At 63.1% G+C, this 23448-nt stretch carries 21 protein-coding genes and 1 riboswitch; of the genes, 16 read left to right on the top strand and 5 right to left on the bottom strand.

Going from position 1 to position 23448, the window contains the following annotated elements; all coding sequences use genetic code 11:
- Positions 1-4: 4 nt before the first annotated feature.
- A complete protein-coding gene (csrA, locus tag QF015_RS05810; RefSeq protein ID WP_310202259.1) occupies positions 5-247 on the top strand; it encodes a carbon storage regulator CsrA in 243 nt (80 codons plus the stop codon).
- Positions 248-407: 160 nt separating this feature from the next.
- Here csrA and QF015_RS05805 read toward each other — a convergent pair whose 3' ends face one another.
- Positions 408-959: a hypothetical protein gene (locus tag QF015_RS05805; RefSeq protein WP_310202257.1), complete on the bottom strand. Its 552-nt coding sequence runs from the start codon at positions 957-959 to the stop codon at positions 408-410.
- Positions 960-1170: 211 nt separating this feature from the next.
- Between QF015_RS05805 and QF015_RS05800 the strand changes: the two genes are divergently transcribed.
- On the top strand, positions 1171-1986 hold the full coding sequence (locus QF015_RS05800; RefSeq protein WP_310202255.1) for a sigma-70 family RNA polymerase sigma factor: 816 nt from the start codon (positions 1171-1173) through the stop codon (positions 1984-1986).
- Positions 1987-2070: 84 nt separating this feature from the next.
- Here the strand turns inward: QF015_RS05800 and QF015_RS05795 are convergent, their stop codons facing one another.
- Positions 2071-3621, bottom strand: coding sequence for an MFS transporter (locus tag QF015_RS05795; protein WP_429387672.1), 1551 nt, complete (start codon positions 3619-3621; stop codon positions 2071-2073).
- 72 nt (positions 3622-3693) lie between these two features.
- Between QF015_RS05795 and QF015_RS05790 the strand changes: the two genes are divergently transcribed.
- The 9 genes from QF015_RS05790 (at position 3694) to QF015_RS05750 (ending at position 16500) form a co-directional block, all read left to right on the top strand.
- Positions 3694-4233, top strand: coding sequence for a TetR/AcrR family transcriptional regulator (locus QF015_RS05790; protein WP_310202250.1), 540 nt, complete (start codon positions 3694-3696; stop codon positions 4231-4233).
- 92 nt (positions 4234-4325) lie between these two features.
- Positions 4326-4423, top strand: a riboswitch (glycine riboswitch).
- 181 nt (positions 4424-4604) lie between these two features.
- Complete coding sequence (gene gcvP / locus QF015_RS05785; RefSeq protein WP_429387670.1) at positions 4605-7451, top strand: aminomethyl-transferring glycine dehydrogenase; 2847 nt, start codon at positions 4605-4607, stop codon at positions 7449-7451.
- A gap of 9 nt (positions 7452-7460) precedes the next feature.
- Entirely contained in the window at positions 7461-8609 is a 1149-nt protein-coding gene (gene gcvT, locus QF015_RS05780; protein ID WP_429387669.1) for a glycine cleavage system aminomethyltransferase GcvT, read from the top strand.
- Positions 8610-8829: 220 nt separating this feature from the next.
- Complete coding sequence (gene gcvH / locus QF015_RS05775) at positions 8830-9216, top strand: glycine cleavage system protein GcvH (protein WP_310202244.1); 387 nt, start codon at positions 8830-8832, stop codon at positions 9214-9216.
- A gap of 296 nt (positions 9217-9512) precedes the next feature.
- Positions 9513-10925, top strand: coding sequence for an L-serine ammonia-lyase (locus tag QF015_RS05770; RefSeq protein WP_429387666.1), 1413 nt, complete (start codon positions 9513-9515; stop codon positions 10923-10925).
- Positions 10926-10963: 38 nt separating this feature from the next.
- Positions 10964-11785 (top strand): DNA/RNA non-specific endonuclease, encoded by an 822-nt coding sequence (locus QF015_RS05765; RefSeq protein WP_429387664.1) that lies wholly within the window; start codon positions 10964-10966, stop codon positions 11783-11785.
- A 683-nt stretch (positions 11786-12468) separates the two neighbouring features.
- Positions 12469-13557: a lipid II:glycine glycyltransferase FemX gene (locus tag QF015_RS05760; protein ID WP_310202488.1), complete on the top strand. Its 1089-nt coding sequence runs from the start codon at positions 12469-12471 to the stop codon at positions 13555-13557.
- A 111-nt stretch (positions 13558-13668) separates the two neighbouring features.
- Positions 13669-14985 (top strand): peptidoglycan bridge formation glycyltransferase FemA/FemB family protein, encoded by a 1317-nt coding sequence (locus QF015_RS05755; protein WP_429387815.1) that lies wholly within the window; start codon positions 13669-13671, stop codon positions 14983-14985.
- A gap of 27 nt (positions 14986-15012) precedes the next feature.
- On the top strand, positions 15013-16500 hold the full coding sequence (locus QF015_RS05750) for a threonine/serine ThrE exporter family protein (protein WP_429387662.1): 1488 nt from the start codon (positions 15013-15015) through the stop codon (positions 16498-16500).
- Between the two features lie 61 nt (positions 16501-16561).
- Here QF015_RS05750 and QF015_RS05745 read toward each other — a convergent pair whose 3' ends face one another.
- Both QF015_RS05745 and QF015_RS05740 read right to left on the bottom strand, forming a co-directional pair.
- A complete protein-coding gene (locus QF015_RS05745) occupies positions 16562-17401 on the bottom strand; it encodes a siderophore-interacting protein (protein WP_310202234.1) in 840 nt (279 codons plus the stop codon).
- Positions 17402-17453: 52 nt separating this feature from the next.
- Positions 17454-18224 carry a uracil-DNA glycosylase gene (locus tag QF015_RS05740; protein ID WP_310202232.1) on the bottom strand — a complete coding sequence of 257 codons (771 nt, stop codon included), beginning with the start codon at positions 18222-18224 and terminating at the stop codon, positions 17454-17456.
- A gap of 106 nt (positions 18225-18330) precedes the next feature.
- Between QF015_RS05740 and QF015_RS05735 the strand changes: the two genes are divergently transcribed.
- From QF015_RS05735 to QF015_RS05715, 5 genes are all read left to right on the top strand, one after another.
- Positions 18331-18666, top strand: a complete 336-nt coding sequence (locus QF015_RS05735; protein ID WP_090820458.1) for a DUF3263 domain-containing protein — start codon at positions 18331-18333, stop codon at positions 18664-18666.
- Positions 18667-18715: 49 nt separating this feature from the next.
- Complete coding sequence (locus tag QF015_RS05730) at positions 18716-19324, top strand: LytR C-terminal domain-containing protein (RefSeq protein ID WP_310202230.1); 609 nt, start codon at positions 18716-18718, stop codon at positions 19322-19324.
- Positions 19325-19496: 172 nt separating this feature from the next.
- Positions 19497-19700 carry a cold-shock protein gene (locus QF015_RS05725; RefSeq protein WP_144662708.1) on the top strand — a complete coding sequence of 68 codons (204 nt, stop codon included), beginning with the start codon at positions 19497-19499 and terminating at the stop codon, positions 19698-19700.
- A 325-nt stretch (positions 19701-20025) separates the two neighbouring features.
- Positions 20026-21651 carry a chaperonin GroEL gene (gene groL / locus QF015_RS05720; RefSeq protein WP_011773738.1) on the top strand — a complete coding sequence of 542 codons (1626 nt, stop codon included), beginning with the start codon at positions 20026-20028 and terminating at the stop codon, positions 21649-21651.
- A 146-nt stretch (positions 21652-21797) separates the two neighbouring features.
- Complete coding sequence (locus QF015_RS05715; protein WP_310202228.1) at positions 21798-22907, top strand: ribonuclease HI family protein; 1110 nt, start codon at positions 21798-21800, stop codon at positions 22905-22907.
- 149 nt (positions 22908-23056) lie between these two features.
- On the opposite strand, the gene QF015_RS05710 is transcribed toward QF015_RS05715, so the two are convergent.
- On the bottom strand, positions 23057-23347 hold the full coding sequence (locus QF015_RS05710) for a WXG100 family type VII secretion target (protein WP_310202226.1): 291 nt from the start codon (positions 23345-23347) through the stop codon (positions 23057-23059).
- Positions 23348-23448 lie beyond the last annotated feature (101 nt).

Here is a 23448-nt window from a genome sequence, read left to right as displayed (position 1 = left end):
AAGCATGTTGGTACTGACGCGTAAGCCGGGCGAAAAGATCATGATCGGTGATGACATTGTCATTACCGTCATGGAAGGGCGCGGCGACGGCGTGCGGATCGGGATCGAAGCACCCCGGGGTGTGTCCATCCAGCGGAGCGAAGTGGTGGCGGCCATCGCCGCGGCAAACCTGGCGGCAACGCAGGCCGGCCCAGAGGCCGAGGAACTGCTGGCGGCACTCCGACCACCCGCTCCGACCACCGACTGAGACGCTCTCTCACCTTTTGTCGGGTTTTTCGGGACGCTCTCTCACCGTTCGTCGGGTTTTTCGGGACGCTCTCTCACCGTTCGTCGGGTTTTTTGGGACGCTCGGTTGGGCCTGCCAGTGAGGCGCCGGGCGTGGGACGCGCGAGGGGGCGGCCGGGAAACTAGGCCAAGCCCAGGAAGTCCCTCAACGTCGGCAGCGAGGCGCCCCGTGTCGCTGCTGCGGCACGTTGAATATTGGCATCCCGGGTCAGATGCGCCAGATCGTCCGGGTCACCTGAAAGACCAGGACCATCCGACCGCGAGAGCGAGGGACCAGGTTCGGGGTCCGTGGAACCCGCCAACAGCGCCAGGTTGGCCGCAACGGCGTCGTCAATAGCAGTCAGCAGGGCAACCATGCCGCCGCGGTGATCCTCAAGGAGCTCAGGCCAGATTCCCGGCGGTGCTATCGAAATGAGGGCAGGAAGCGAGAAATGATCCGGCGCCTTCCATTCCGCGGCCAAAGCTGACGCTTCAACGCCGCGTGCCAGTGATTCGAACCGGAGATTTTCGAGGACTTTCTCAAGCTCGGAGGCAGTGAAGTTCAGCCGGTGCCAATTCCCTGCCTTGAGATGCAGGAGCTGCGTTTCGAGAAGGAACAGCAGGAAATCAATTTGCCTGCGCTCGCGCCACAGCGTTGCCGATAGCTCGTCCGCCCCCACGGTTCCCCACTTCATTTTATGGCCCGCCAAAATCACGATTTGGCAGGGTTTGTCATTACTTGTGTTGAGCGTACACGCAGAGTCGTTTTCAGGTGATATGTTCACTGAACACGTACCTGAATGAACTCCCTCAACGTCGCTGTGTCAGCTTTCTTTGCGGCCCCCGGGACCCAGCATGCCAGGTTCTTGCAACTCAATAAATCCGGTCTCATGGGGGGACTCACCTTTGAATCGCGAACAGCGCAACGAGCTGGTGTTGCAGCACCTTCCGCTCGTTGGTTATTTGGTCTCTGACCTGTGCGCGCGCGCCACTCATTTGTCGCGCGATGATTTTGCTTCTGTTGGATCCTTGGCGCTCATCACGTCAGCCGATTCGTTCGATCCGGACCTCGGCGTTCCTTTCGGAGCGTATGCGCGCCGCCGGATTGTGGGTGCGTTCGCGGACGAGATGCGCGCCGGCGACTGGGCCACCCGCTCAGCCCGCAAACGGATCAAGGAAACCACGGTCGTCCAGGAGACCCTGACGGGCGTGCTGGGTCGAACCCCCACTGTCGCCGAGATGGCGTCGGCGCTGGGCGTGGAACGCAGCCACGTTGAAGCCGCGTTGGTTGATGCTTCGCGAACCCTCACCTCCCTCGACGAAGTCGTCGCGGACACGGTGGCCTCACCCGCCGAATCTCCGGAGCACTCCGTCCTGGCCGATGAACGCATCAAGTACCTTCGGGCCGCCGTGGAGGCTTTGCCGGAGAAGATGCGCTTCGTGATCCAGGAGATCTACCTGGCGGGGCGTTCGGTCAAAGAGCTGGCCGAGGAACTGGGCTCAACGCACGCCGCTGTATCGCAGCAGCGGGCCGAGGGCATCCGGCTCATGCGCGACGGCCTGGCCGCCCATTACGCGGACAGCCCGGGGCAGGCCTTCGAACCGGAATCACGCATCACCGCCAGGCGCCGCAACGACTACTTGTCAGCCCTGGCCACCGCAACCACCGGCGGTATCACCCGCGGCCTGGGCCTGGGGTCCACTCTCAACAGCGCGGTTTAGCCCCCCATCCGGCAGTAAGAAGCCCGGGTCGCTGGAGCAACCCGGGCTTCTGTCGCCTTCACTGCGCCTTCGGCGCCGTGTCCTTTACTGCGCCTTCGGCACACGCCGGAGTACGACGGCGGCGAGCACTGCCGCGCCAGCCATCAGTACCAGCCCAATCGCCGCAGTGATGTGGACGCCGGACTCGAAAGCTGTCCTGGCGGCATGTGTCAGCGCCTCCGACAACGGGGCCGGGAGTGCGGACGCCGCGTCAACGGCACCAGCGAGAGTCTCGGCGGAATTCCCGGCGGCCTGCTCCGAGATGCCGTCCGGGATGACCAGGTTGTGCTGGTAGGAAGCCGTGAGGATCGAGCCAAGCACCGCCGTACCCAGGAGTGATCCCAGTTCGTAACCGGTCTCGGAGATGGCCGAGGCGGCACCGGACTTGTCGGCGGGAACCGAGGCCAGGATCAGGTCATTGGAAATGGTCTCCGCGGCACCCACGCCGACCGCCAGAACGGTCAGGGCCGACAACAGGAACACCGGTCCGCTGCCATGGTCACCAACCACCACGATCAAATAGCCCACACCGCTGAGCGTCAGGCCGGCGGCCACAACGAACCCGGGCCGGACACGCTTGACCAGCGGAACCACCAGCAGTCCTGCGATGATCGTTGCCAGGAGGGCCGGAATCATGGCGATGCCTGCCTCCATGGGGGACTGCCCTTCAACAAGCTGCAAGTGCTGGGCGAAGAAGTAGATGAAGCCCGTCATGGAGAACAGGGACAAGACGTTCGCCACGATTGCCGTGCTGAACACCTTGTTCTTGAACAGGGCAACGTCAAGCATGGGGTTGTCGATGCGCTGCTGACGACGCACGAACAGAATGCCCATCACCAAGCCGAAGCCCATGAACGCAGCCGCGGAAGCGCCGAAACCATGCACCGCGAATTCCTTGATGCCGTAAACGAACGGTGCCATGGTGACCACGGACAGGAGAATGCTGGGCACGTCCACCCGGCCAGGATTGGCATCCTTGGACTCCGGAATCAGCACCCGGCCGAACGCCAACAGCGGCAGGAGCAGGAAGGCTGCCACCAGGAACACGGCACCCCACCAGAAGTGCTCCACCAGCCAGCCGCCGAAAATCGGGCCGAGCGCTGCACCACCGGAGAAACCGGCAGCCCAGACGGCGATCGCCAGGCGGCGGCGGTTGGGATCCGTGAAGATGTTCCGGATCAGGGAGAGGGTGGAGGGCATCAGCATGGCGCCGAAGACGCCAAGGCCCGCGCGTCCGGCAATGAGCCATTCAGCGGAAGGCGCGAACGCCGTAGCAGCCGAAACCGCCGCGAAGCCGGTGCTGCCGATCAGCAATAGCCGCCGTCGTCCGATCCTGTCGCCCAAATTGCCCATGGAAACGAGCAGCGCCGCGAGGACCAGCGGGTAGGCATCAACAATCCAGAGCAATTGGACGCCGCCCACGTCAAGGGAGCGGGCGATCTCAGGCAGGGCGAAGGTGAGCGCGGTGTTGTCGACGGCCACCAGCAGCACCGGGAACATCAGGAGTGCCAGTGCCGTCCAATCGCGCCACGGTGCTGCCGGGCCCATCGTGGGACGAGCGGAACGGGGTGCTTGGGTTGAGGACGGCGAGAACATGACTCTTACTGTACCGTCCAGACGGTATAGTTTCAAATACAACCCAGCGAGCCTTTAGGGAATGATGGACACATGCCACGAAAACCAGTAGCCCGGGACGCTGTCCTGGATGCCTTCGAAGCCCTCCTGATTGAGGTGGGGGAGCGTGCTGCCACGCTCGACGCCGTTGCCAAGCGCGCCGGGGTATCCAAAGGTGGGCTGCTCTACCATTTCCCCAACAAAGAGGCCCTGATTACGGCCCTTCTGGAGCGGCTGGACCTGTTGGCCGACGAGGACACGGAATTGATGAAGGCTGCGCCCGATGGCTCCGCTGCCTATTTCATCCGCTCCTCGCTCTGGGCGGGCACACCCATGGACCGGGCTTTTGTAGCTGCCACCAGGCTGGCCGAAGTAGCCCACGAAGAAACGCGCCGCAGGTTTGCCGCCATTCAACAGCGGTGGCTGGATGTCCTGGCCGAAGACGTCGGTCCGGAGGTGGCCAAGGCAGTCAGCTACATGGGTGATGGCCTCTATTTCAACGCAATGTTCGAAGGTGGCCAGGACGACGGCAACGCAGGACGGGAAGCCGACGTCGAAATCCTGCTGGGAGTCCTCGAGCGGCTGCGGAAGTAGCAGGTCACCCATTTGCGGCGGTGCCCGACACGTAGGACAATTAACCTTTGTGGCCTGCCCTGAACGGGGTCATACATAACTGAAAATGCCTTTGATCTGCGGCGGGAGAGTCCTGCAAGCACGTGATGCAGGCGCCGTAGGAGCAAACCCTCCCCAGGAATCTCTCAGGCCCACGCACCGCCGCGGCGAGGCAACTCTGGAAAGCAGCAGGCGCTCAGCCCACCCCAAGGGTGAAAGAGTGCTGTGCTCACCGACGGTGCAAGCGATGATTGCTCACGCAACGCGCGGAAACTCTCAGGTCCAATACAGAGCGGGGAGGAACCCAGCCGCTGTGGCGTACCCAAACGCCGCCCAAGTAATGGAGTTCCTTCGTGACGGTTAGTTCTGCCTCCACCACCTTCGTCGATCGGCATATCGGCGCCCGCCGCCAGGCCGACATCGAGACCATGCTCAAGTCCGTCGGCTACGACACTGTCGATTCGTTGGTCGACACCGCCGTTCCGAACGACATCCGCCAGGACGTCGCCCTCACCCTGCAGAACGCATTGAGCGAAGTTGAGGTCCTTGCTGAGCTGCGCAAGCTCGCGTCCAAGAACAAGACCGCCGTCCAGATGATCGGCCAGGGCTACTTCGATACCGTGACGCCGCCGGTGATCCGCCGCAACATCCTTGAGTCCCCGGCGTGGTACACCGCCTACACCCCCTACCAGCCGGAAATTTCCCAGGGCCGCCTCGAAGCACTCCTGAACTTCCAGACCATGGTCCAGGACCTGGTCGGCCTGCCGATCGCCAACGCCTCACTGCTGGACGAAGCAACCGCAGTAGCAGAGGCCGTCCTGATGATGCGCCGCGCCAATAAGAACAAGGCCGTCCAGGATGGCAAAACCGTCCTCGACGCCGACTGCCTCCCGCAGACCATCGCCATCGTCAAGGGCCGCGCCGAGGCGCTCGGCTTCGAGGTTGAGGTCGCCGACCTCTCCACCGGCCTCCCGGAAGGTGCCATCAACGGCGTCGTCCTCCAGCAGCCCGGCGTTTCGGGTCGCGTGTTCGACCACTCCGCCGTGATCGCGGAGGCCAAGGAGCGCGGCGCGCTGGTCACGGTCGCCGCCGACCTTCTTTCCCTGACGCTCATCACCCCTCCGGGCGAGCAGGGTGCCGACATTGCCGTCGGTTCCGCGCAGCGCCTGGGCGTTCCGCTGTTCTTCGGCGGCCCGCACGCCGCCTACATGGCCGTCCAGAAGGGTCTGGAGCGTTCCATGCCCGGCCGTCTGGTGGGCGTTTCCAAGGACGACGCCGGTGTCCCCGCCTACCGCTTGGCGCTGCAGACCCGCGAGCAGCACATCCGCCGCGAGAAGGCCACGTCCAACATCTGCACCGCGCAGGCGCTCCTCGCGATCGTTGCCTCGATGTACGCCGTCTACCACGGCCCCGAGGGCCTGAAGGCGATCGCCGAAACCGCCCACGGCCACGCACGCGTCCTTGCAGCGTCACTGAAGGCTGCCGGCGTCGAGGTCCTTCACGGTTCCTTCTTCGACACCATCACCGTCCGCGTCCCCGGCAAGGCAGGCGGGATCGTCGCCGCAGCCGAGGCCAAGGGCATCAACCTGCGTGGCGTTGACGCTGACACGGTTGGAATTTCTGTTGATGAGACCACCACTTCCGAGATTGTCGGCAGCGTCCTCGATGTCTTTGGCGCTTCGGTCGCCGATGCCGCTGAAGGCTTCGCGCTCGATGGTTCCGTTGAGCGCACCAGCGACTTCATGCAGCACCCTGTGTTCAACACCCACCGCTCAGAAACCCAGCTCCTTCGCTACATCCGCAAGCTCTCTGACCGGGACCTCGCGCTGGACCGCACCATGATCCCGCTGGGCTCCTGCACCATGAAGCTCAACGCCACGGCTGAAATGGAAGCCATCTCCTGGCCGGAGTTCGCCTCCATCCACCCGTTCGCTCCGGATTCCCAGACCGAGGGCTGGCGCGAGCTGATCACCGATCTCGAGGCACAGCTGACCGAGATCACCGGCTACGACCAGGTCTCCATCCAGCCGAACGCCGGTTCCCAGGGTGAGCTCGCGGGCCTGCTGGCGATCCGCGGCTACCACCTGTCCCGCGGAGACGAGCAGCGCAACGTCTGCCTCATTCCGGCTTCCGCCCACGGCACCAACGCAGCTTCGGCAGTCTTGGCCGGCATGAAGGTAGTGGTCGTCGCCACTGCTCCCGATGGAACCATCGACCACGTGGACCTCAAGAACAAGATCGAAGCCCACCGGGACGCGCTCTCGGCCATCATGATCACCTACCCGTCCACCCACGGTGTTTACGACGCCGACGTGCGCGAAGTCTGCGATGCCATCCACGAGGCCGGCGGCCAGGTCTACATCGACGGCGCCAACCTCAACGCACTCGTCGGGCTCGCGCAGCCGGGCAAGTTCGGCGGCGACGTGTCCCACCTGAACCTGCACAAGACCTTCTGCATCCCGCACGGCGGCGGCGGACCCGGCGTTGGCCCGGTTGCTGCCAAGGCACACCTCGCACCGTTCATGCCCGGTGACGCGGCGTCCTGGACTGAGGGCAACGACGTCCCGATTTCGGCGTCCCGCTTCGGTTCCGCCGGTGTTCTCCCGATCTCGTGGGCGTACGTGAAGCTCATGGGCGGCCAGGGCCTGACCGAAGCCACCAAGTCCGCGCTGCTGGCTGCGAACTACATTGCCTCCCGCCTCAACGACCACTTCCCGGTGCTCTACACCGGCGAAGGCGGACTCGTGGCGCACGAGTGCATCCTGGACCTCCGCGAGCTCACCGCCAAGACGGGCGTCACTGCCGAGGACGTGGCCAAGCGCCTTATCGACTTCGGCTTCCACGCACCCACCCTGGCGTTCCCGGTAGCAGGTACGCTCATGGTGGAGCCCACCGAGTCCGAGGACCTGGCCGAGATCGACCGCTTCATCGAAGCCATGATCACCATCCGCAAGGAAATCGACCAGGTTGCTGCCGGTGACTTCTCCGTGCAGGATTCCCCGCTTCGCCGCGCGCCCCACACGGCGGCCGCCGTCGTGAATTCCGACTGGGACCGCGCGTACCCGCGCGAGCAGGCCGCGTTCCCGGTCCACCACCTCAAGCAGGACAAGTACTTCCCGCCCGTTGGCCGCATCGACGGCGCAGCCGGCGACCGCAACCTGGTCTGCTCCTGCCCGCCGATCGAAGACTTCGAGAACTAAGGACTGGTCATGTCTGAGAACTACACCGCGCTCTATGAAGAGCACAAGAAGCTCGGCGCGTCCTTCACGGACTTCGGCGGGTGGCAGATGCCCCTCAAGTACTCCTCCGAGCTGGCCGAGCACCACGCCGTCCGCAAGTCCGCCGGTCTGTTCGACCTCTCCCACATGGGCGAAGTCTGGGTCACCGGTCCCGAAGCCGCTGCGTTCCTGGACTACGCCCTGGTGGGTAAGATCTCCGCCATGGCCGAGGGCAAAGCCAAGTACTCGCTGATCTGCCAGGAAGACGGCGGCATCATCGATGACCTCATCACCTACCGCCGCCCCTCTCCCGTTGAAGGCCAGGACAAGTTCCTCGTAGTGCCGAACGCCGGCAACGCGAAGGTCGTGGCCGAGGCCTTGCTGGAGCGCGCTGCAGGGTTCGACGTGGTGGTTGAGGACGCCTCCGCCGAGACGTCGCTCATCGCCGTCCAGGGTCCTCTGGCGGAAGCAATCCTCCTGCGCCTGGTGCCTGCGGAGCAGCACTCTTTGGTGACGGAACTGAAGTACTACGCCGCCGTCGAGGTGACCTTCCTGGTCGCAGGGAGCGGCCAGGACCTGCTCCTGGCACGCACTGGCTACACCGGCGAGGACGGCTTCGAAATCTTCGTGCCCAACGAATCCGCGGCCGCCCTCTGGCAGGCCATTGCCGCCGTCGCGGATGAAGGTGAGCTTATCCCCGCCGGCTTGGCTTCCCGTGACTCGCTGCGCCTCGAAGCAGGCATGCCCCTCTACGGCAACGAGCTTTCCCGCGAAGGCAACCCCTTCGCCGCAGGGCTCGGGCCCGTCGTTGCGCTCTCCAAGGAAGGCGACTTCGTTGGCAAGGACGCCCTCGCTGCGTTGAAGGCCGACGGTGCCGGTTCCACCAGCGGGCGCAAGCTCGTAGGCCTCAAAGGCTTGGGGCGTCGAGCCGGACGGGGCCACTACCCGGTCCTCAAGGACGGCGCAGTGGTTGGCGAAGTCACTTCCGGCCAGCCGAGCCCGACGCTCGGTTACCCGGTAGCGTTGGCCTATGTCGACGTCGAGCACTCAGAGCTTGGTACCGCGCTGGACATTGACCTCCGCGGCAAGAGTGAGCCGTTCGAAGTCGTCGCACTGCCGTTCTACAAGCGCCAAAAGTAGGTTCTGGTTTCTTTGAAACCGACATCCTCTGCGGGCTCGGTCGCTTAGACGCCCGCTGAGCGGACGCGATGCTGCCTTGGACGCCCGCTTCCGGATCTCGGTTTCACAGCGGATTCCGGAAGCGTGCGTCAAAGCGACGAAGGAGCAGCACGCGGAGGAATTCGTTGCCGCACCACACGCCCCACCATTAGATGTAGCCACTACACGTAAAGGAAACAGAATGCCCAAAGTAGCGCCCGAACTTCAGTACTCCGACGAGCACGAGTGGGTTGCCCGCGGCGAAGGAAACCTCGTGTCCGTCGGCATCTCCGAGGTTGCCACCGACGCACTGGGTGACATCGTGTACGTCGACCTGCCCGAGGTCGGTTCTTCCGTGACTGCAGGCGAGACCTGTGGCGAAGTTGAGTCCACCAAGTCCGTCTCGGACCTGTACTCGCCCGTCACAGGTGAGGTCACGGAGATCAACGACGCCGTTGTTTCCGACCCCGCATTGATCAACAACGATCCTTACGGTGCCGGCTGGCTGTTCAAGGTCGCTGCTGAATCCGACGGCCCGCTGCTCTCGGCCGAGGAATACGCCTCCAAGAATGGCGGAGACCTCTCCTAGCTCCCTACGGCGCCCGCAGTCCATTTCGGGGGTTCGCTGCTGGATGTGCCGTTCACACGGCATGTTTGGCAGCTAAGCCCCGAATCGGGGTAAGGCGTCCGTTCCATGGGGCAACCCACGCACGCACCCAGTGGCGTAGCGTGGGAATGTAGTAACTGAATAATTTGCGACGCCGGGTTGCCGCCTTTGGGGGCCATCCGGCGTCGTGCTTCGGTCGCCTTCCGCCACAAGCGGGAACGGCCATCCGGCAGGACCATCTGCCGGGACATCTCAAGCTTTATGAAGGAATCACGGCTATGGCTGTTGGTGTTTTCGATCTGTTCACTGTGGGTATTGGCCCGTCGAGTTCCCATACCGTGGGGCCGATGCGGGCCGGGGCGGTGTTTGCCGGCGAGTTGCGGGACGCTGGTGTCCTCGATTCAGTGGCGTCGTTGCGGGTTGACCTGTATGGGTCGTTGGCTGCGACGGGTCGTGGGCATGGGACCATGACGGCGACGTTGTTGGGGTTGGAGGGCTATGATCCCGCGGAAATCCTTCCCGACCAGGTGGAGGAGCGTTTGGCGTCCATCGCGGAGACGGGTGTGCTGAACCTGGCGGGTGCCTCCGGTGAGGGTGTGGAGGTGACCTACGCGGTGGAAGACATGATCCTGCACCCCTTGACGGTGTTGCCGCGGCACACGAACGGGATGCGGTTTGCTGTGTCCGATGCCCAGGGGAATGTGCTGCGGGAGGCGACGTTCTTCTCGGTTGGTGGTGGGTTCATTGTCCGGGAGGGCGAGGAAGACGCGGCCCGGGAAGAGCTTGAGGAGTCCAAGAAGGAGTTGCCGTTGCCGTTCAGGACGGCGGCGGAGTTGTTGGGCCGGTGCCAGTCCAAGGGCTTGGGGATTTCCGACATCATGTTCATCAATGAGCGGGCGTCCCGGTCGGAGGAGGAGATCCGGGAGGGTCTGTTGCATATCTGGTCGGTGATGGAGGCTTGTGTTGAAACCAGCCTGAAGCGTGAAGGGGTGTTGCCGGGTGGTTTGAAGGTTCGCCGTCGTGCACCGGACTGGCTGGAGCGGCTCCTGAAGGAGGACAAGGACCGGAACGATCCGAAGTATTGGCAGGAGTGGGTGAACCTGATCGCGTTGGCGGTCAATGAGGAGAACGCCTCCGGTGGGCGTGTGGTGACGGCGCCGACCAACGGGGCTGCGGGGATCATTCCGGCGGTGCTGTATTACGCGTTGAATTACGCGCCGGGCATGGACAAGGCCACGCAGCAGGACCGGGATGATGTGGTGGTGAAGTTCTTGCTCGCTGCTGGTGCGGTGGGGGTGTTGTATAAGGAGCAGGCGTCCATTTCCGGTGCTGAGGTGGGGTGCCAGGGCGAGGTCGGGTCGGCGTCGTCGATGGCTGCTGCTGGCCTGGCTGAGGTGATGGGTGGTACCCCGGGTCAGGTGGAGAACGCGGCGGAGATCGCGATGGAGCATAACCTGGGGCTGACGTGTGATCCGATCGGCGGGTTGGTGCAGATTCCGTGTATTGAGCGGAACGCGATCGCTGCGGCGAAGGCGATCAACGCCGCGAAGATGGCGTTGTGGGGCGACGGAACACACCGGGTCTCGCTCGATGAGGTGATCGTGACCATGCGCGAAACGGGCAAGGACATGTCCCATAAATACAAAGAAACCGCGATGGGCGGCCTCGCCGTCAACGTCGTCGAATGCTGAGTCTGTTTACTGTCAGTAGCTAGTGCCATGCTGTATCCATGAGCGGGGGATACGACAGGGATTTTTTGCGGGCACGCCTCGAGCTGCCCAGTCCGTCGGCAACGACGATCCTTTTGGACTACATCCACTTCTCCGTGCGTTTCCGGGCTGCCCGGAAGCTCGCGGCGATCGTGGGGGTTAACATCAGCGGCGCGGAACTGAATCCTTTGGCCCGCGAGGGGACGTGGCATTTCGATGACCGCATTCCCAGGGAACAGCAGGCGGGTCCGGACGTTTACAAAAACAACGCCTTCGACCGCGGGCACCTGGTCAGACGCCTGGACCCGGTGTGGGGCGATGCGGCCACAGCCAAGAAGGCAAACCAAGACACGTTTGCCTTCACGAACGCTGCGCCACAGGTCGATGACTTCAACCAGGGCAAGGAGCTCTGGGTTGGACTTGAAGACCATGTGCTGGGGCACGCGGACGCCCACGACGCCAAGCTCAGTGTGTTCACGGGACCCGTCTTCCTTGACGACGACCAGCCCTATCGAGGTGTCCAGATTCCCCGGAAGTTCTGGAAGATCGCGGCCTGGACCAACGACGCCAAGCTGGCCGCCGTCGGTTTCGTCCTGGACCAGTCGCCGCTGCTTAGCAAGGTCGAGCTGAAGAGGGCCATCGACCAGCGGCTCCTGGAAGGCGAACCACCCCCGTTGGGACCTTTCCGGACTTTCCAGGTTCCCATTGGGCAGATCGCGGACCTGACAGGACTGAGCCTCAGCCGGCTCGCCAACGCGGACCGCTTCGTCAGCGGCCAGCGGGAACTCGGCAAGCAACCGAAGGCGATCCATTTGGAGAGCGCGGACCAGATCCGATTGTAGGCACCCGCCTACTGCCTACCCAGCAGGTGTGCAAGCCCTCGGGTTTAGCCGCGTTCAGTTTGGCCCGGGGCCGGACGGCGTCGCTGTCCTATATCGCGGGTGCGCTCACCGGCTTACTAATCCAGAGCGCGGGAGGTACTCGTGTCTTGCTGTGCTGTACGGTGCTTCCGGATCCGGCGGACCGGCTCCGAGGTCTCTTAAGGTGAGCGATGCTGCAGGCGGAAAAGGCCTTGGTCTGGAGCAGGAGCTGGAGCAGGAGCAGGAGCAGGTGCGGGCTGAGGGAGCAGATCCAATCGAGACCAAGGTTCCGTCACTGGGGCCACTGATGCCACAGCCGGTGCTTCGGGCGAATACGAAAAGGATATGGATTTGCCACGCATAGGATCCATGCATTCAGTAGGGCCATTGCCTTCCGCCGTCTGCTTTCCACCTTGACGATGCCATCGTCAGCTTCAGGTTTGGCTGCTCAAGGTTTCCTTCGCCGGAAGAGAGGAGGCGCTCCAGCCCTGCACCTCTTCTCCTCACGGTGCCCGGCTTTGGCGGTTCTTTGCCTGCGGGATCAGACGAGCCGCTTCTTAGCGCCCCGTCCCAGCCGGAGTCGCCGATTTCGCTTGGCCCGATAGACTTGGGGCTGCATGCCGCATGCGCACCACGCTTTTGAACACTGCACCAAAACCCTGAGATTGGACACGGCCACCTTGCGAGAATTTACCGCCCGCTTTGCCACCGCCGAGGAAATCGACAACTGGGACAAACACGTTACGGCCAATCCGAACGGCGGCAACATGCTGCAGTCGGACGCCTACGCCGCCGTCAAGGACGGCAACGGCTGGTTGGTCCGTCGCCTGGTGGTGGAGAGCTCCGATTACACCAGCTACAACCTGCTCCTGGAGAAGAAGTTTCCGGTGCTGGGTCGACTCTGGTATCTCATCAAAGGGCCTGATGTTGCGGCCGTGGACGACATCGGCCCTGCGCTGACGGCCATCTCCACCTTGGCCAAGGAACAGAAGATGAACGTCTTCGCCCTCAAGATCGAACCGGACGTCGTGGATTCACCCGAGGTTGCGGGGAAACTGAAGACCACCGGCCTGGTCAAGGCTCCCAATATCCAGTCCAACGACTCCACGGCGATACTGGACATCTCAGCACCGGCCAATGAAGTACTCAGGAGCATCTCCTCGCGTGCCCGCAACGCAGTCCGCAGGGCCGAGCGTGAAGGCTGCGAGGTTGTGCAGGCGGAGCCGGGCGAGGACAGCTACCGCAAGCTCTACGCCCTCATGCAGAACACCATGAACGCCAAGGGTGCCATGCCGCTGCGGAGCTACGAGTACTACTCCACGTTTTGGGAAGAGTTCAGCAGCCGGGGCCAGGGTCACTTCTTCTTCGTTTACGAGGACGGCGCACCGAGCGTTGGCGCTTTCGTCATCAACTACGGTTCCAAGGCAACGTACAAGGACGGCGGTTCCACCCAGAACCGCAAACAGTACGGTGACTCGCACTTGGTCCAGTGGGCGGCGATCCAGCGCATGCAGGAACTCGGTTGCGTTGAATACGATTTCTGCGGCACACCCCCTGCCGCCCGGATCAAGGACAAGACCCACCCGCTCTACGGACTGGGGTCGTTCAAGACAAGCTTCACCAAAACCGTCACGGATTTTGTGGGCTGCTACGACCTCGTGCTGGGACCAATCCGCTACAAGCTGTGGCTCAAGGGTGCTGAGAAGGTGTTCAGAAGGCTCGAAACCATGCGCACTGGCGGTCAGTTCTACTGATAGCCAGGCAACGCCCGCAAGTAAACTCCAGGCCCGCCCCGGCCACCAACGGGTGCAAATCTACTTATAGGTGAGGTATTTTCATTGACTTCGATCGAGGCTGGAACCGACATGGAATTCGTGATTCTCAGTGACGCTGATTTCGAGACGTTCGCCAAGGGACACCCGCAGGGGAGCTTCATCCAATCCATGGACCTGACCCGTTTCCAGCGCGCCCGGGGACAGGAAGTTGAGCTCTTCGGCGTCACCCGCGGCGGCAGCGTGATTGCTGCCGGGAAGCTCGTCTACACAAGCAACCGTTTCGGTTACAAGGTGTGCGACTGCGCCAAGGGACCACTGATGGACTACGCCGACGCCGCAGTGGTGCGCTTCGTCGTCGAGCAGTTAAAGAAGCACGCGGCCTCGAAGAAGGCCGCCGAGCTGCGCATCTCGCCCAACATCCGCTACATAGCACGGGACGAAGAAGGCGCCGAGCACCCTGAGGTGGAAGACAACCGTCCCCTGCTCAAGGAACTTGAGGGGCTGGGCTTCAAGCACCAGGGCTTCGAGATGAACTTCGCCAACATCAACTGGATGTTCATCAAGCAGCTCGAAGGGATCGCCGATTCCGAAGAGCTCATTATGGGCATGAATTACCGAACCCGCAAGGCCATCCGGAAAGCCGAGAAGAACGGCGTCTACCTGGAACAGGCCACGCTTGAAACGCTGGATGATTTCTATAATGCGCTGAGCACCGCCGGCGACGAGAAGGGCTTCACGTACCGCGAACGCGAGTACTACGAGCACCTGCTCCGGAACACCTCGGATGAGTTCACCAAGCTCATGATGGCCAAGATCAACATCCCCGAGTACCGCGCGTCCATTACCGAACGCCTGGATGCCGAGTCCAAGACCCTGGCTGATCTGAAGCGCGAGGTCGAGGAGACCGGCAGCAAGAAGAAAGCCAACCGCGTCAAGGTGGTCCAGGACCTCGTGGACAGCTATGAGCGCAGCCTCAAGGACATTGAGCGCTTCCCGGACTCCGTGGGCGTGGCGACCGTTGCTGCCATCCACTTTGCCTGCTCGGGCGATGAGTTGGTGTGTGTCATCGGTGGCACCGTGCAGGACTACATCTACTTCAACGGCGCCACGTCGCTGTACTGGGGCATGATGCTGCACGCGCTGAACAACGGATACTCGCGCTACAACTTCTACGGCACGTTCGGCATCCAAGGCCAGGACGAGACCGGCCACGGCGGCTACGAATTCAAGAAGGGCTTCGGCGGCGAAGTGGTCCAGTTGGTAGGGGACTTCGTGGCCCCCGTGAACCCGCTCATTTTCAACGCCTACCGCGCGGCCAGGAAGCTCGCAGGAGCCGCCCAGACAGTACTGGGACGATTACCACTTGAGAAATTGCCAGTCGTAGGAAAACTTCGGGGGAACCGCTAATCAAACAAACCAAGGGAGGATCACTGCGTGACTGAACGCCCCGAGGGGTCCACCAGCAGACCCCATACCGACGGTTTGCCCAAGACCCAACCGCTGCGGCCCTCACAGGTACGGCAGAACGTCAACGCCAAACGCATGCTCATGCGGCTGGTCCAGGGGGACAGCCCGCCCACGGCGCCCATGAACATCGTGGACCGCCTGGCGGGCAGCCCTTACGCCAACCCCACCATCCAGGTGGTGGGCGTGGATGCCTCCGCCCGCAAGACCATCGACTTCGCCCTGCATTTGGCTGAGGTCATGTTCCGCTACGGTGCTGGTGCCCTTGAGGTCGAGACGAGCATGATCGCCGTGACGGCCGCGCTCGGCTTGAAGAACGTTGAAGTGGACATCACCAACCAGTCGGTGGCCATCAACTACGCACCCAAGGACCAGACGCCCATCACGCTGCTCCGCGTCGTACGCTCCTGGACCAACAACTACGCCGGCCTGGCGCAAGTTCACCAACTGGTCACGGATATCGTGGCCGGGGGAGTCGGCCGCGACGAAGCTGTGCGCAGGTTGAATGAGATCATCCGAAGCGCCAAGCCTTTCCCACGCTGGATGGTCACCATAGCCTTCGGCATTTTCTCGGCGGTCTTTGTCGGCGTTCTGGGCGGTGGGCTCGGCGCGTCGGCCGTGGCCTTTGGTTCGAACATCCTGATCAGCCTGCTTTCCCGGCAACTTGCCCGGTGGAGGACTGCGGACTTCTTCAACACCATGGCGTGCGCGTTCCTTGTCACGTTTATCGCCTTGATGCTCCGCTGGGCAGGTGTGGACATCGCTCCCTCCATTGTGGTGGCGGGCGGAATCCTGCTGTTGCTTCCCACCGGTCGACTCGTTTCCTCGGTTCAAGACGCGATCAATGGCTTCCCGGTCACGGCGGCGGGCCGGTTCCTTTCCACTGCGCTGACGTTCGGGGCGATCGTGGCAGGAATTGGTGTCGCCGTCGTCGTCGGAACGCTGATGGGCAATGCCGTCCTGGACGTCACGGACACATTCCCCGACGCGTATCCACTGTGGGGACGCGCGATCCTCATCGCTATCGCGGTGGTGGCCATCGGCGTCACCGAACAAACGCAAATGCGTCTGTTATTCCCGACGGCGGCAGTCGGCATCGTGGGCTTCTTCGTTTTGTGGGGGGCCGGTGCAGCCGGACTCGGCGACCGTCTTTCGCCCGCCGTTGCGGCGGTGGTGATCGGTCTGCTGGGCCGGGTTGTGGCACTCAAACTCGGTGCCCCGCAGCTGGTTGTCGCCGTTCCGGCAGCGTTGATCCTGCTTCCCGGACTCACCATATTCCGATCAATGTATGTTTTGACCGTCGAAGAGGGAGACATCCTGGTCGGTGCCGGTGGGATGCTCAACGCCGCGGCCATCGTCATGGGCGTAGCCGCCGGCATTGTGCTCGGCGACAACCTTGCCAGGCCGCTGACCAAGGGACTTTCCAGCAACGAGCGGCGCAGGGTGCGGCGGCGTTAGGGACCTGACAACGAAGAACAAAGAGGGCGCCGCTGATGCGGCGCCCTCTTTGTATGAGGAGCTAAATCTGTCCGACGGGAAGCTTCTTCTCAGCCTGGAACACTTCTTCCACGCGGCCCAGAGCCCAGTAGCCGGAGAGTGAAACCTGCGACCGCTCCAAGCCGCGCTGGGCGAAGAAGATCTCGCGGAGGCCCTTCATGTAGCCCCGCTCGCCGTGGGCGAAGACGTCCACCCGGCCGGTCAGCCATTCGGTGGTGCGAAGGGCCTCGAGCAGCACATCACTGGATCCCGCGGGAACTCCGTTGCGGTACAGCCAGTGCAGCTCGACGTTGGCGGGGGCAGCGATCGGCAGAATATCGGCCTCGCTGTCTACCTCAAGGAACACCGTTCCGCGGGCATCCGGGGCGAGTGCCTCGACGCAGGCCGCGATGGCCGGAATGGCGGCGTCGTCGCCGGCGAACAAGTACCAGTCGGCATCGGGGGCTGGGTTGTAGCCACCGCCGGGGCCGGTGAAGACGAGCGCATCGCCGGGTCGTGCCGTCGCAGCCCACGGGCCGGCCAGTCCTTCATCGCCGTGCACGACGAAGTCGATGGCGAGCTCCTGGGCTTCAAGGTCTACCGAGCGGATGGTGTAGGTCCGGGTGTGCGGCCACTGTTCGCGGGGCATGGTTTCGCGGACGGCCCACAGGTCCAGGGGCAGCTCGTAGTCGACCCCGGGTTGGGGGAAGACAATCTTGACGTAGCGGTCCACGTATTCGTTGTTCGCGTAATCGCTGAATCCCGGGCCGCCGGCCACGATCCGCACCATGTGCGGTGAAAGCCGTTCGTTCCGCAGGACCGTCAGGTTGACCTGCGGGCGGGTTTTGCGGGAGGCGGACGAAGTCACGGGGAGAGCAGCCATGTAGGTAAGCCTAAGCTAATAGCCTGCACGTCTGCTGGGGATGAGTCGAAGGTTACAGTGCAGGCAGTTCCCAGTTGATGGGTTCGGAGCCTTGTTCGAGCAGCAGGTCGTTGCTGCGGCTGAAGGGCTTGGAGCCAAAAAAGCCGCGGGAGGCCGAAAGCGGACTTGGATGGGCGGACACGACGGAGGGCGCTCCCTCCAACAGCGGCACCACCCCCTCAGCGTCTTTGCCCCAGAGGATTGCCACCAACGGGCGGCGGCGACCCGCGCCGTCCTGGCGGTGCGCGACGGCGGTGACGGCCGCCGTCGTGATGGCCTCCCATCCCTTGCCGCGGTGCGAGCCGGCATTTCCGGCGGTAACACTCAGGACGCGGTTCAGCAGGAGGACGCCTTGCCCGGTCCAGGCGCTGAGGTCGCCGTGGACCCGGGGCGGCAGGCCGAGGTCGTCGTGGAGTTCGCGGTAGATGTTGGCGAGGCTTCGCGGGATGGGCCGGGTTTGCCGGGACACTGCAAAGGAGAGCCCGACGGCGTGTCCCGGCGTCGGATACGGGTCTTGGCCCAGAATCAGTACTTTGACGTCCGCGAGGGGTTGTTTGAAGGCGCGCAGAAGGTTGTCGGCTGCAGGAAGGACGTGATGCCCGGACGTGGCCTGGGCCGCTACGAACGCCAGCGCGCTCCGGAGTTGGCTTTCAACGGGGCGCAGTGCATCGGCCCAGTCGGGGGCCATCAGTTCTTCAAGCGGGCGGTCCGGGAGCCCGGCGAAACCCGCCTCGTCCAACTCCGTTGGTTCAAGATCAAAAAGTGCATCCTCGCCATTCACCATGCCATTGTCTCCCGCGCCGTACCGGCCGGGCGAATGACAGCGTTGTTATTCGCCCGTAACATGGGGGTAGGACATTTTCCCCCAACAAGCGTCGAAGGAGTGTGCCGTGGCAGAACCAGCACCGGAACCGATGGCGCCGCAGGCAACAGGTTTTGCGCTCGAAGACCTCGCGGCCGGGACACGCAGTGACTCTCCGCTCAGCGAGCGGGATCAGCAGATGCTTGCCTTGGAACGGCAGTGGTGGAAGTACGCAGGAGCCAAAGAGCAAGCCATCCGTGAGCTCTTCGATCTCTCGGCCACACATTATTACCAGATCCTGAACGCGTTGATCGATACTGAAGACGCGTTGGCCCACGATCCCATGCTCGTCAAGAGATTGCGTAGACTACGTACGTCCCGCCAGCGCGCGCGGACGGCACGTCGTTTGGGGTCCGACGCGTAAATCGCCAGGCTGATCTGTCAGCAGCAACCAGCAAGGACAACGCTTCACCATGACCAAATATGCCAAGGACGAATTCGACCAGGTTCCGCAGAACACCTCCCGGCAGGGGGTCCATCGCGACGCGCAGGAGACCGCCCGCCCCACCCTGTGGCCGGTCCTGACGGTTGGGGTTGTGGCCTTGGTCCTCGGATTGGTGGCCTTCCTGGTCCTTCCCAACCTCGGCGTAGTGGCGCCCGGTGCTGCGCCCAGCGTCTCGACGCCGGCACCCCAGCAGACTGACTCGTCACCCTCGGCGGCACCCAGCGAATCCAGCAGTGCTCCGTCAGCATCCAGTGAGCCGACCCCCTCCGAGAGCCCGTCTGCGACGTCCTCCGCAGCCCCGGTGGACAAGACCACGCCGGTAGCGGTCTACAACGGCGCCGGCACTGCTGGCCTGGCCGGCCGGGTGGCCGGTTTGGTGGAAGCCGACGGCTGGACCCTGAGCACCGTGGGCAACTGGGGTGGGCTGCCGCAGCAGACCTCAGTGATCTTCTACAACGCTCCCGGGCAGAAGGCCAACGCAGAGGCTTTGGGAACCCTGCTGGGGATCCAGTCGATCGTTGAATCCCCCGAGGTCCAACAGCCCCTGGTAGTTGTTGCAGGACCTGGCTACCAGTAGTCCGGGTACCTCCCAGCGGGTCCACATGCCCCAACTCGGTTAAGCCTCAATAACAAAAGTCATCCCCCTGCCCTCCATGGGAGCGCCGGGATAGTGACTGTGGTTACAGTGGATTAATTCCGGTACGGAGATCCCGGCAACCGGTCTTGGCTACTGCGAAAGTGTGGGCATCATGGCATTGGGAACCGTCAAATGGTTCAACGCCGAAAAAGGCTACGGATTCATCACTGTGGATGATTCCGGTGACGACGTCTTTGTGCACTGGTCCGCCATCCAAATGGATGGCTTCCGCGCCCTGGAAGAAGGCCAGCGGGTGGAGTTTGAACTGGGCGAGGGGCAGAAGGGTCCGCAGGCCGAAGGCGTCCGCGTCGCCTAGCCTGTCAACTGACTGGGACCCAGACTCGTCAGCCCTCGGCTGAAACCCCCTTTTACTGGAGAGCAAAGTGTCATCTCTGCTTGCACTCTCCCCGGTCGAGTGCTAATTATTGATTTAGCACTCTTATGGTTCGACTGCTAAGTCCAGGCCGGTTGACCCCGGCGGTGGACGGTGTCCGAACCAGCGGAGGATCAAGAAACACCTTGGTTGGGGTGAGGTCCGGAGCGCGGGGCATACAGAGGCCGCGGGTGAAGGACCGTCCGTCGCGGGCACCCCATCTGACAGGTACCTTCTTAACGACTGTCCCGAAAGGACTACCGCCGTTATGGCCAAGATCATTGCATTTGATGAAGAGGCACGCCGCGGCCTCGAGCGGGGCCTGAACATCCTCGCAGACGCCGTCAAGGTCACCCTCGGCCCGCGTGGACGCAACGTCGTCCTCGAAAAGAAGTGGGGCGCCCCCACGATCACCAACGATGGTGTTTCCATCGCCAAGGAGATCGAACTGGACGATCCCTACGAGAAGATCGGTGCAGAACTGGTCAAGGAAGTTGCCAAGAAGACGGACGACGTCGCTGGCGACGGTACTACCACTGCAACCGTCCTCGCCCAGGCACTGGTGAAGGAAGGCCTCCGCAACGTTGCTGCCGGCGCCGACCCGCTGTCCCTCAAGCGCGGCATCGAGAAGGCTGTCGAGGCAGTCATCAGCGAACTGCTGGCCTCCGCCAAGGAAATCGAAACCAAGGAAGAGATCGCAGCCACGGCTTCCATCTCCGCCGGTGACCCGGAAATCGGCAGCCTCATCGCCGAAGCCCTGGACAAGGTGGGCAAGGAAGGCGTCATCACTGTCGAGGAATCCAACACCTTCGGCCTGGAGCTTGAGCTCACCGAGGGCATGCGCTTCGACAAGGGCTACATCTCCGCTTACTTCGTCACCGACGCAGAGCGCCAGGAAACGGTTCTCGAAGACCCGTACATCCTGATCGTCAACTCCAAGATCTCCAACGTGAAGGAACTCGTCACGGTTCTGGAGAAGGTCATGCAGTCCAACAAGCCGCTGCTGATCATCGCTGAAGACATCGAGGGCGAGGCCCTGGCCACCCTGATCGTCAACAAGATCCGTGGCACCTTCAAGTCCGTTGCCGTCAAGGCTCCGGGCTTCGGTGACCGCCGCAAGGCACAGCTTGCCGACATCGCCATCCTCACCGGTGGCCAGGTCATCTCCGAAGAAGTTGGCCTCAAGCTCGAAAACGCTGGCCTGGAACTCCTTGGCACCGCCCGCAAGGTCGTTGTCACCAAGGACGAGACCACCATCGTTGAAGGAGCCGGCGACGCCGAGCAGATCGCAGGCCGTGTGGCCCAGATCCGCGCCGAGATCGAGAACTCCGACTCCGACTACGACCGCGAGAAGCTGCAGGAACGCCTGGCCAAGCTGGCCGGCGGCGTTGCAGTCATCAAGGCCGGTGCCGCAACCGAAGTTGAGCTCAAGGAACGCAAGCACCGCATTGAGGACGCAGTCCGCAACGCAAAGGCTGCCGTTGAAGAAGGCATCGTTGCCGGTGGTGGCGTTGCCCTCATCCAGGCCGGCGCCAAGGCATTCGCCAACCTCACCCTCCAGGGTGACGAGGCAACCGGTGCCAACATCGTCAAGGTTGCCATCGACGCACCGCTGAAGCAGATCGCCTTCAACGCTGGCCTTGAGCCGGGCGTTGTGGTGGACAAGGTTCGCGGCCTGCCTTCCGGCCACGGCCTGAACGCTGCCACGGGCGTCTACGAAGACCTTCTGGCTGCCGGCGTCAACGACCCCGTAAAGGTCACCCGCTCGGCTCTTCAGAACGCTGCTTCCATCGCTGGTCTGTTCCTGACCACCGAGGCCGTAGTTGCTGACAAGCCGGAGAAGAACGCTCCGGCTCCCGGCGGCGACGACATGGGTGGCATGGGCGGCTTCTAAGCGCCCAAGCTGTAGCAGTACAGCGCCACGCATCACGCTCTAGAGCAAACGACGGCGGTCCCCACCTTCTGGTGGGGGCCGCCGTTTTGCTTCCTTGGGCGCCTATCACGGATTCAGTGTCGGTGGGGTCTGGCAGGATTAACGTCATGACGATTATTGCTGCCGCCGATGGGTCCGCCCTCGGCAATCCTGGGCCGGCCGGTTGGGCCTGGTACGTTGATGATTCCTGCTGGCGCGCAGGCGGGTGGCCGCACGGTACCAACAACCAAGGTGAACTCATGGCCGTCCTGGACCTGTTCCGGTCCACGGCACACGTGCCGGAGGAAGAACTGCTGATCCTTTGCGACAGCCAATACGTCATCAACTGCATTACCAAGTGGATGCCGGGCTGGAAGCGAAAGGGCTGGCGCAAAGCCGACGGCAAGCCGGTGCTGAACGTGGACCTGCTCAAAGACATCGATCAGGCCATTGTTGGCCGCAAGTACACGTTCGAATGGGTCAAAGGCCACGCCGGCCACGATCTCAACGAGGCCGCCGATGAGCGTGCACGCGCTGTGGCCACGGCGTACCAGCAGGGTGTCGCGCACCGGGCCGGGCCGGGATTCCCGGGAGCGCTGGGGCAGGATGAAACGCCAAGGCAGGATGGAACGCTGGTGCAGGATAGGGCACAGCTGAAGACCCAGGGAAAGACCCCGGCGCAGGTACAGCCGCAGGCTGGGACTCAGCCCCACACGTCGGAGCCCGTCCCGGCGGGTGTCCCGGCAGGCTCTGCGGGACCGGGAGCAATTACCTCTACCACCGGCAGAACCGAGCGCAGCACCCGACCCCATTTCGAGCCGACGCTCTTTGGCGAGTCCGGCATCTTTGGCCAGCCCGATCTTTTCAGCGAACTTGAGGACGCCTCCACCCAGGAACTCTCCGCCGAGGACACAGTGCTGGCCTTGGAAAGGGAATTGCTCCGGCCGGACGTGCGGGCTGACATCGGCAGGATCGGTGTCTTGCTTCACCCTGACTTCGCTGAGATCGGCAGCTCTGGACGGTTCTGGACCCGCGACGCCATGATGATGGCGTTGGAGGAGGATCCCGGTGAACCCACTGATCTCGAGCTCCTCAGCGCGGACCGCCTCAGCGAGAACACCATCTTGCTGAACTACCGCAGCCTCGCTCACACCGGCTCGGCGCTCCGCAGTTCCGTCTGGATGCTGGACCGCGGCCAATGGCGGCTTCGATTCCATCAAGGGACGCTGGAGAGCTAGGGGAAAGCGGCTCTGGCGGGCCAGGAAAAAGGGACTGTGGCGAGCTGGGAAGCTGGAGTGCTGGGGGACCCTGACCCGCTGACTTAAGACCTGCAGGGCCGGCATGCACAGGGGGAAGACAGCCGGCCCCGCAGGAGTCCACGGGACGGTTAGTACGCGAAGCGCTGGGTGTTGCCTTGCTCCACCTCCGAGTAACTAGTGGCAGCTGAGGACAGGGCCATGGTGATGGAGGCTAGCGACGCCTCGACCTTGCTCTGGGTGAGCGACCATTCAAGGACCAAAGACTGGAAGTTGGTGGCGGCTGATCCCCGCCACGTTGCCTCAAGTTCCTCCAAGCCCCGCTTCATGGTCAGCACATCTGAACTGATGCGGTCCACAGTTCCTTTGACATTGGCCGATTTGAGCTGAAGCAACTCGGTATCGACGGAGATGACGCTCATGGGTGGTGCCTTTCGACGAAGATGTTCCGCAGGTTGCGGCGGGATGCGTGGGCCACAACATCGAGCCTAGGCAGCCGCTTGGAGCCGCGAAACACAGCTGT

Origin of the sequence: Paenarthrobacter sp. TE4293 (assembly GCF_050435325.1) — a bacterium.
GTDB lineage: Bacteria > Actinomycetota > Actinomycetes > Actinomycetales > Micrococcaceae > Arthrobacter > Arthrobacter nitroguajacolicus_C.
Note: the sequence above shows the minus strand (reverse complement) of the source record. Positions and strands in the feature narration are given on the sequence as shown.

Bases quoted from the DNA above. Each gene is read 5' to 3' on its own strand.
- csrA (WP_310202259.1), top strand. From the start codon at position 5: ATGTTGGTACTGACGCGTAAGCCGGGCGAAAAGATCATGATCGGTGAT.
- QF015_RS05770 (WP_429387666.1), top strand. From the start codon at position 9,513: ATGGCTGTTGGTGTTTTCGATCTGTTCACTGTGGGTATTGGCCCGTCG.
- QF015_RS05795 (WP_429387672.1), bottom strand. From the start codon at position 3,621: ATGTTCTCGCCGTCCTCAACCCAAGCACCCCGTTCCGCTCGTCCCACG.
- QF015_RS05710 (WP_310202226.1), bottom strand. From the start codon at position 23,347: ATGAGCGTCATCTCCGTCGATACCGAGTTGCTTCAGCTCAAATCGGCC.
- gcvT (WP_429387669.1), top strand. From the start codon at position 7,461: ATGTCTGAGAACTACACCGCGCTCTATGAAGAGCACAAGAAGCTCGGC.
- QF015_RS05755 (WP_429387815.1), top strand. From the start codon at position 13,669: ATGGAATTCGTGATTCTCAGTGACGCTGATTTCGAGACGTTCGCCAAG.
- QF015_RS05745 (WP_310202234.1), bottom strand. From the start codon at position 17,401: ATGGCTGCTCTCCCCGTGACTTCGTCCGCCTCCCGCAAAACCCGCCCG.
- QF015_RS05805 (WP_310202257.1), bottom strand. From the start codon at position 959: ATGAAGTGGGGAACCGTGGGGGCGGACGAGCTATCGGCAACGCTGTGG.
- groL (WP_011773738.1), top strand. From the start codon at position 20,026: ATGGCCAAGATCATTGCATTTGATGAAGAGGCACGCCGCGGCCTCGAG.
- QF015_RS05715 (WP_310202228.1), top strand. From the start codon at position 21,798: ATGACGATTATTGCTGCCGCCGATGGGTCCGCCCTCGGCAATCCTGGG.
- QF015_RS05765 (WP_429387664.1), top strand. From the start codon at position 10,964: ATGAGCGGGGGATACGACAGGGATTTTTTGCGGGCACGCCTCGAGCTG.
- gcvH (WP_310202244.1), top strand. From the start codon at position 8,830: ATGCCCAAAGTAGCGCCCGAACTTCAGTACTCCGACGAGCACGAGTGG.
- QF015_RS05790 (WP_310202250.1), top strand. From the start codon at position 3,694: ATGCCACGAAAACCAGTAGCCCGGGACGCTGTCCTGGATGCCTTCGAA.
- QF015_RS05740 (WP_310202232.1), bottom strand. From the start codon at position 18,224: ATGGTGAATGGCGAGGATGCACTTTTTGATCTTGAACCAACGGAGTTG.
- QF015_RS05725 (WP_144662708.1), top strand. From the start codon at position 19,497: ATGGCATTGGGAACCGTCAAATGGTTCAACGCCGAAAAAGGCTACGGA.
- QF015_RS05730 (WP_310202230.1), top strand. From the start codon at position 18,716: ATGACCAAATATGCCAAGGACGAATTCGACCAGGTTCCGCAGAACACC.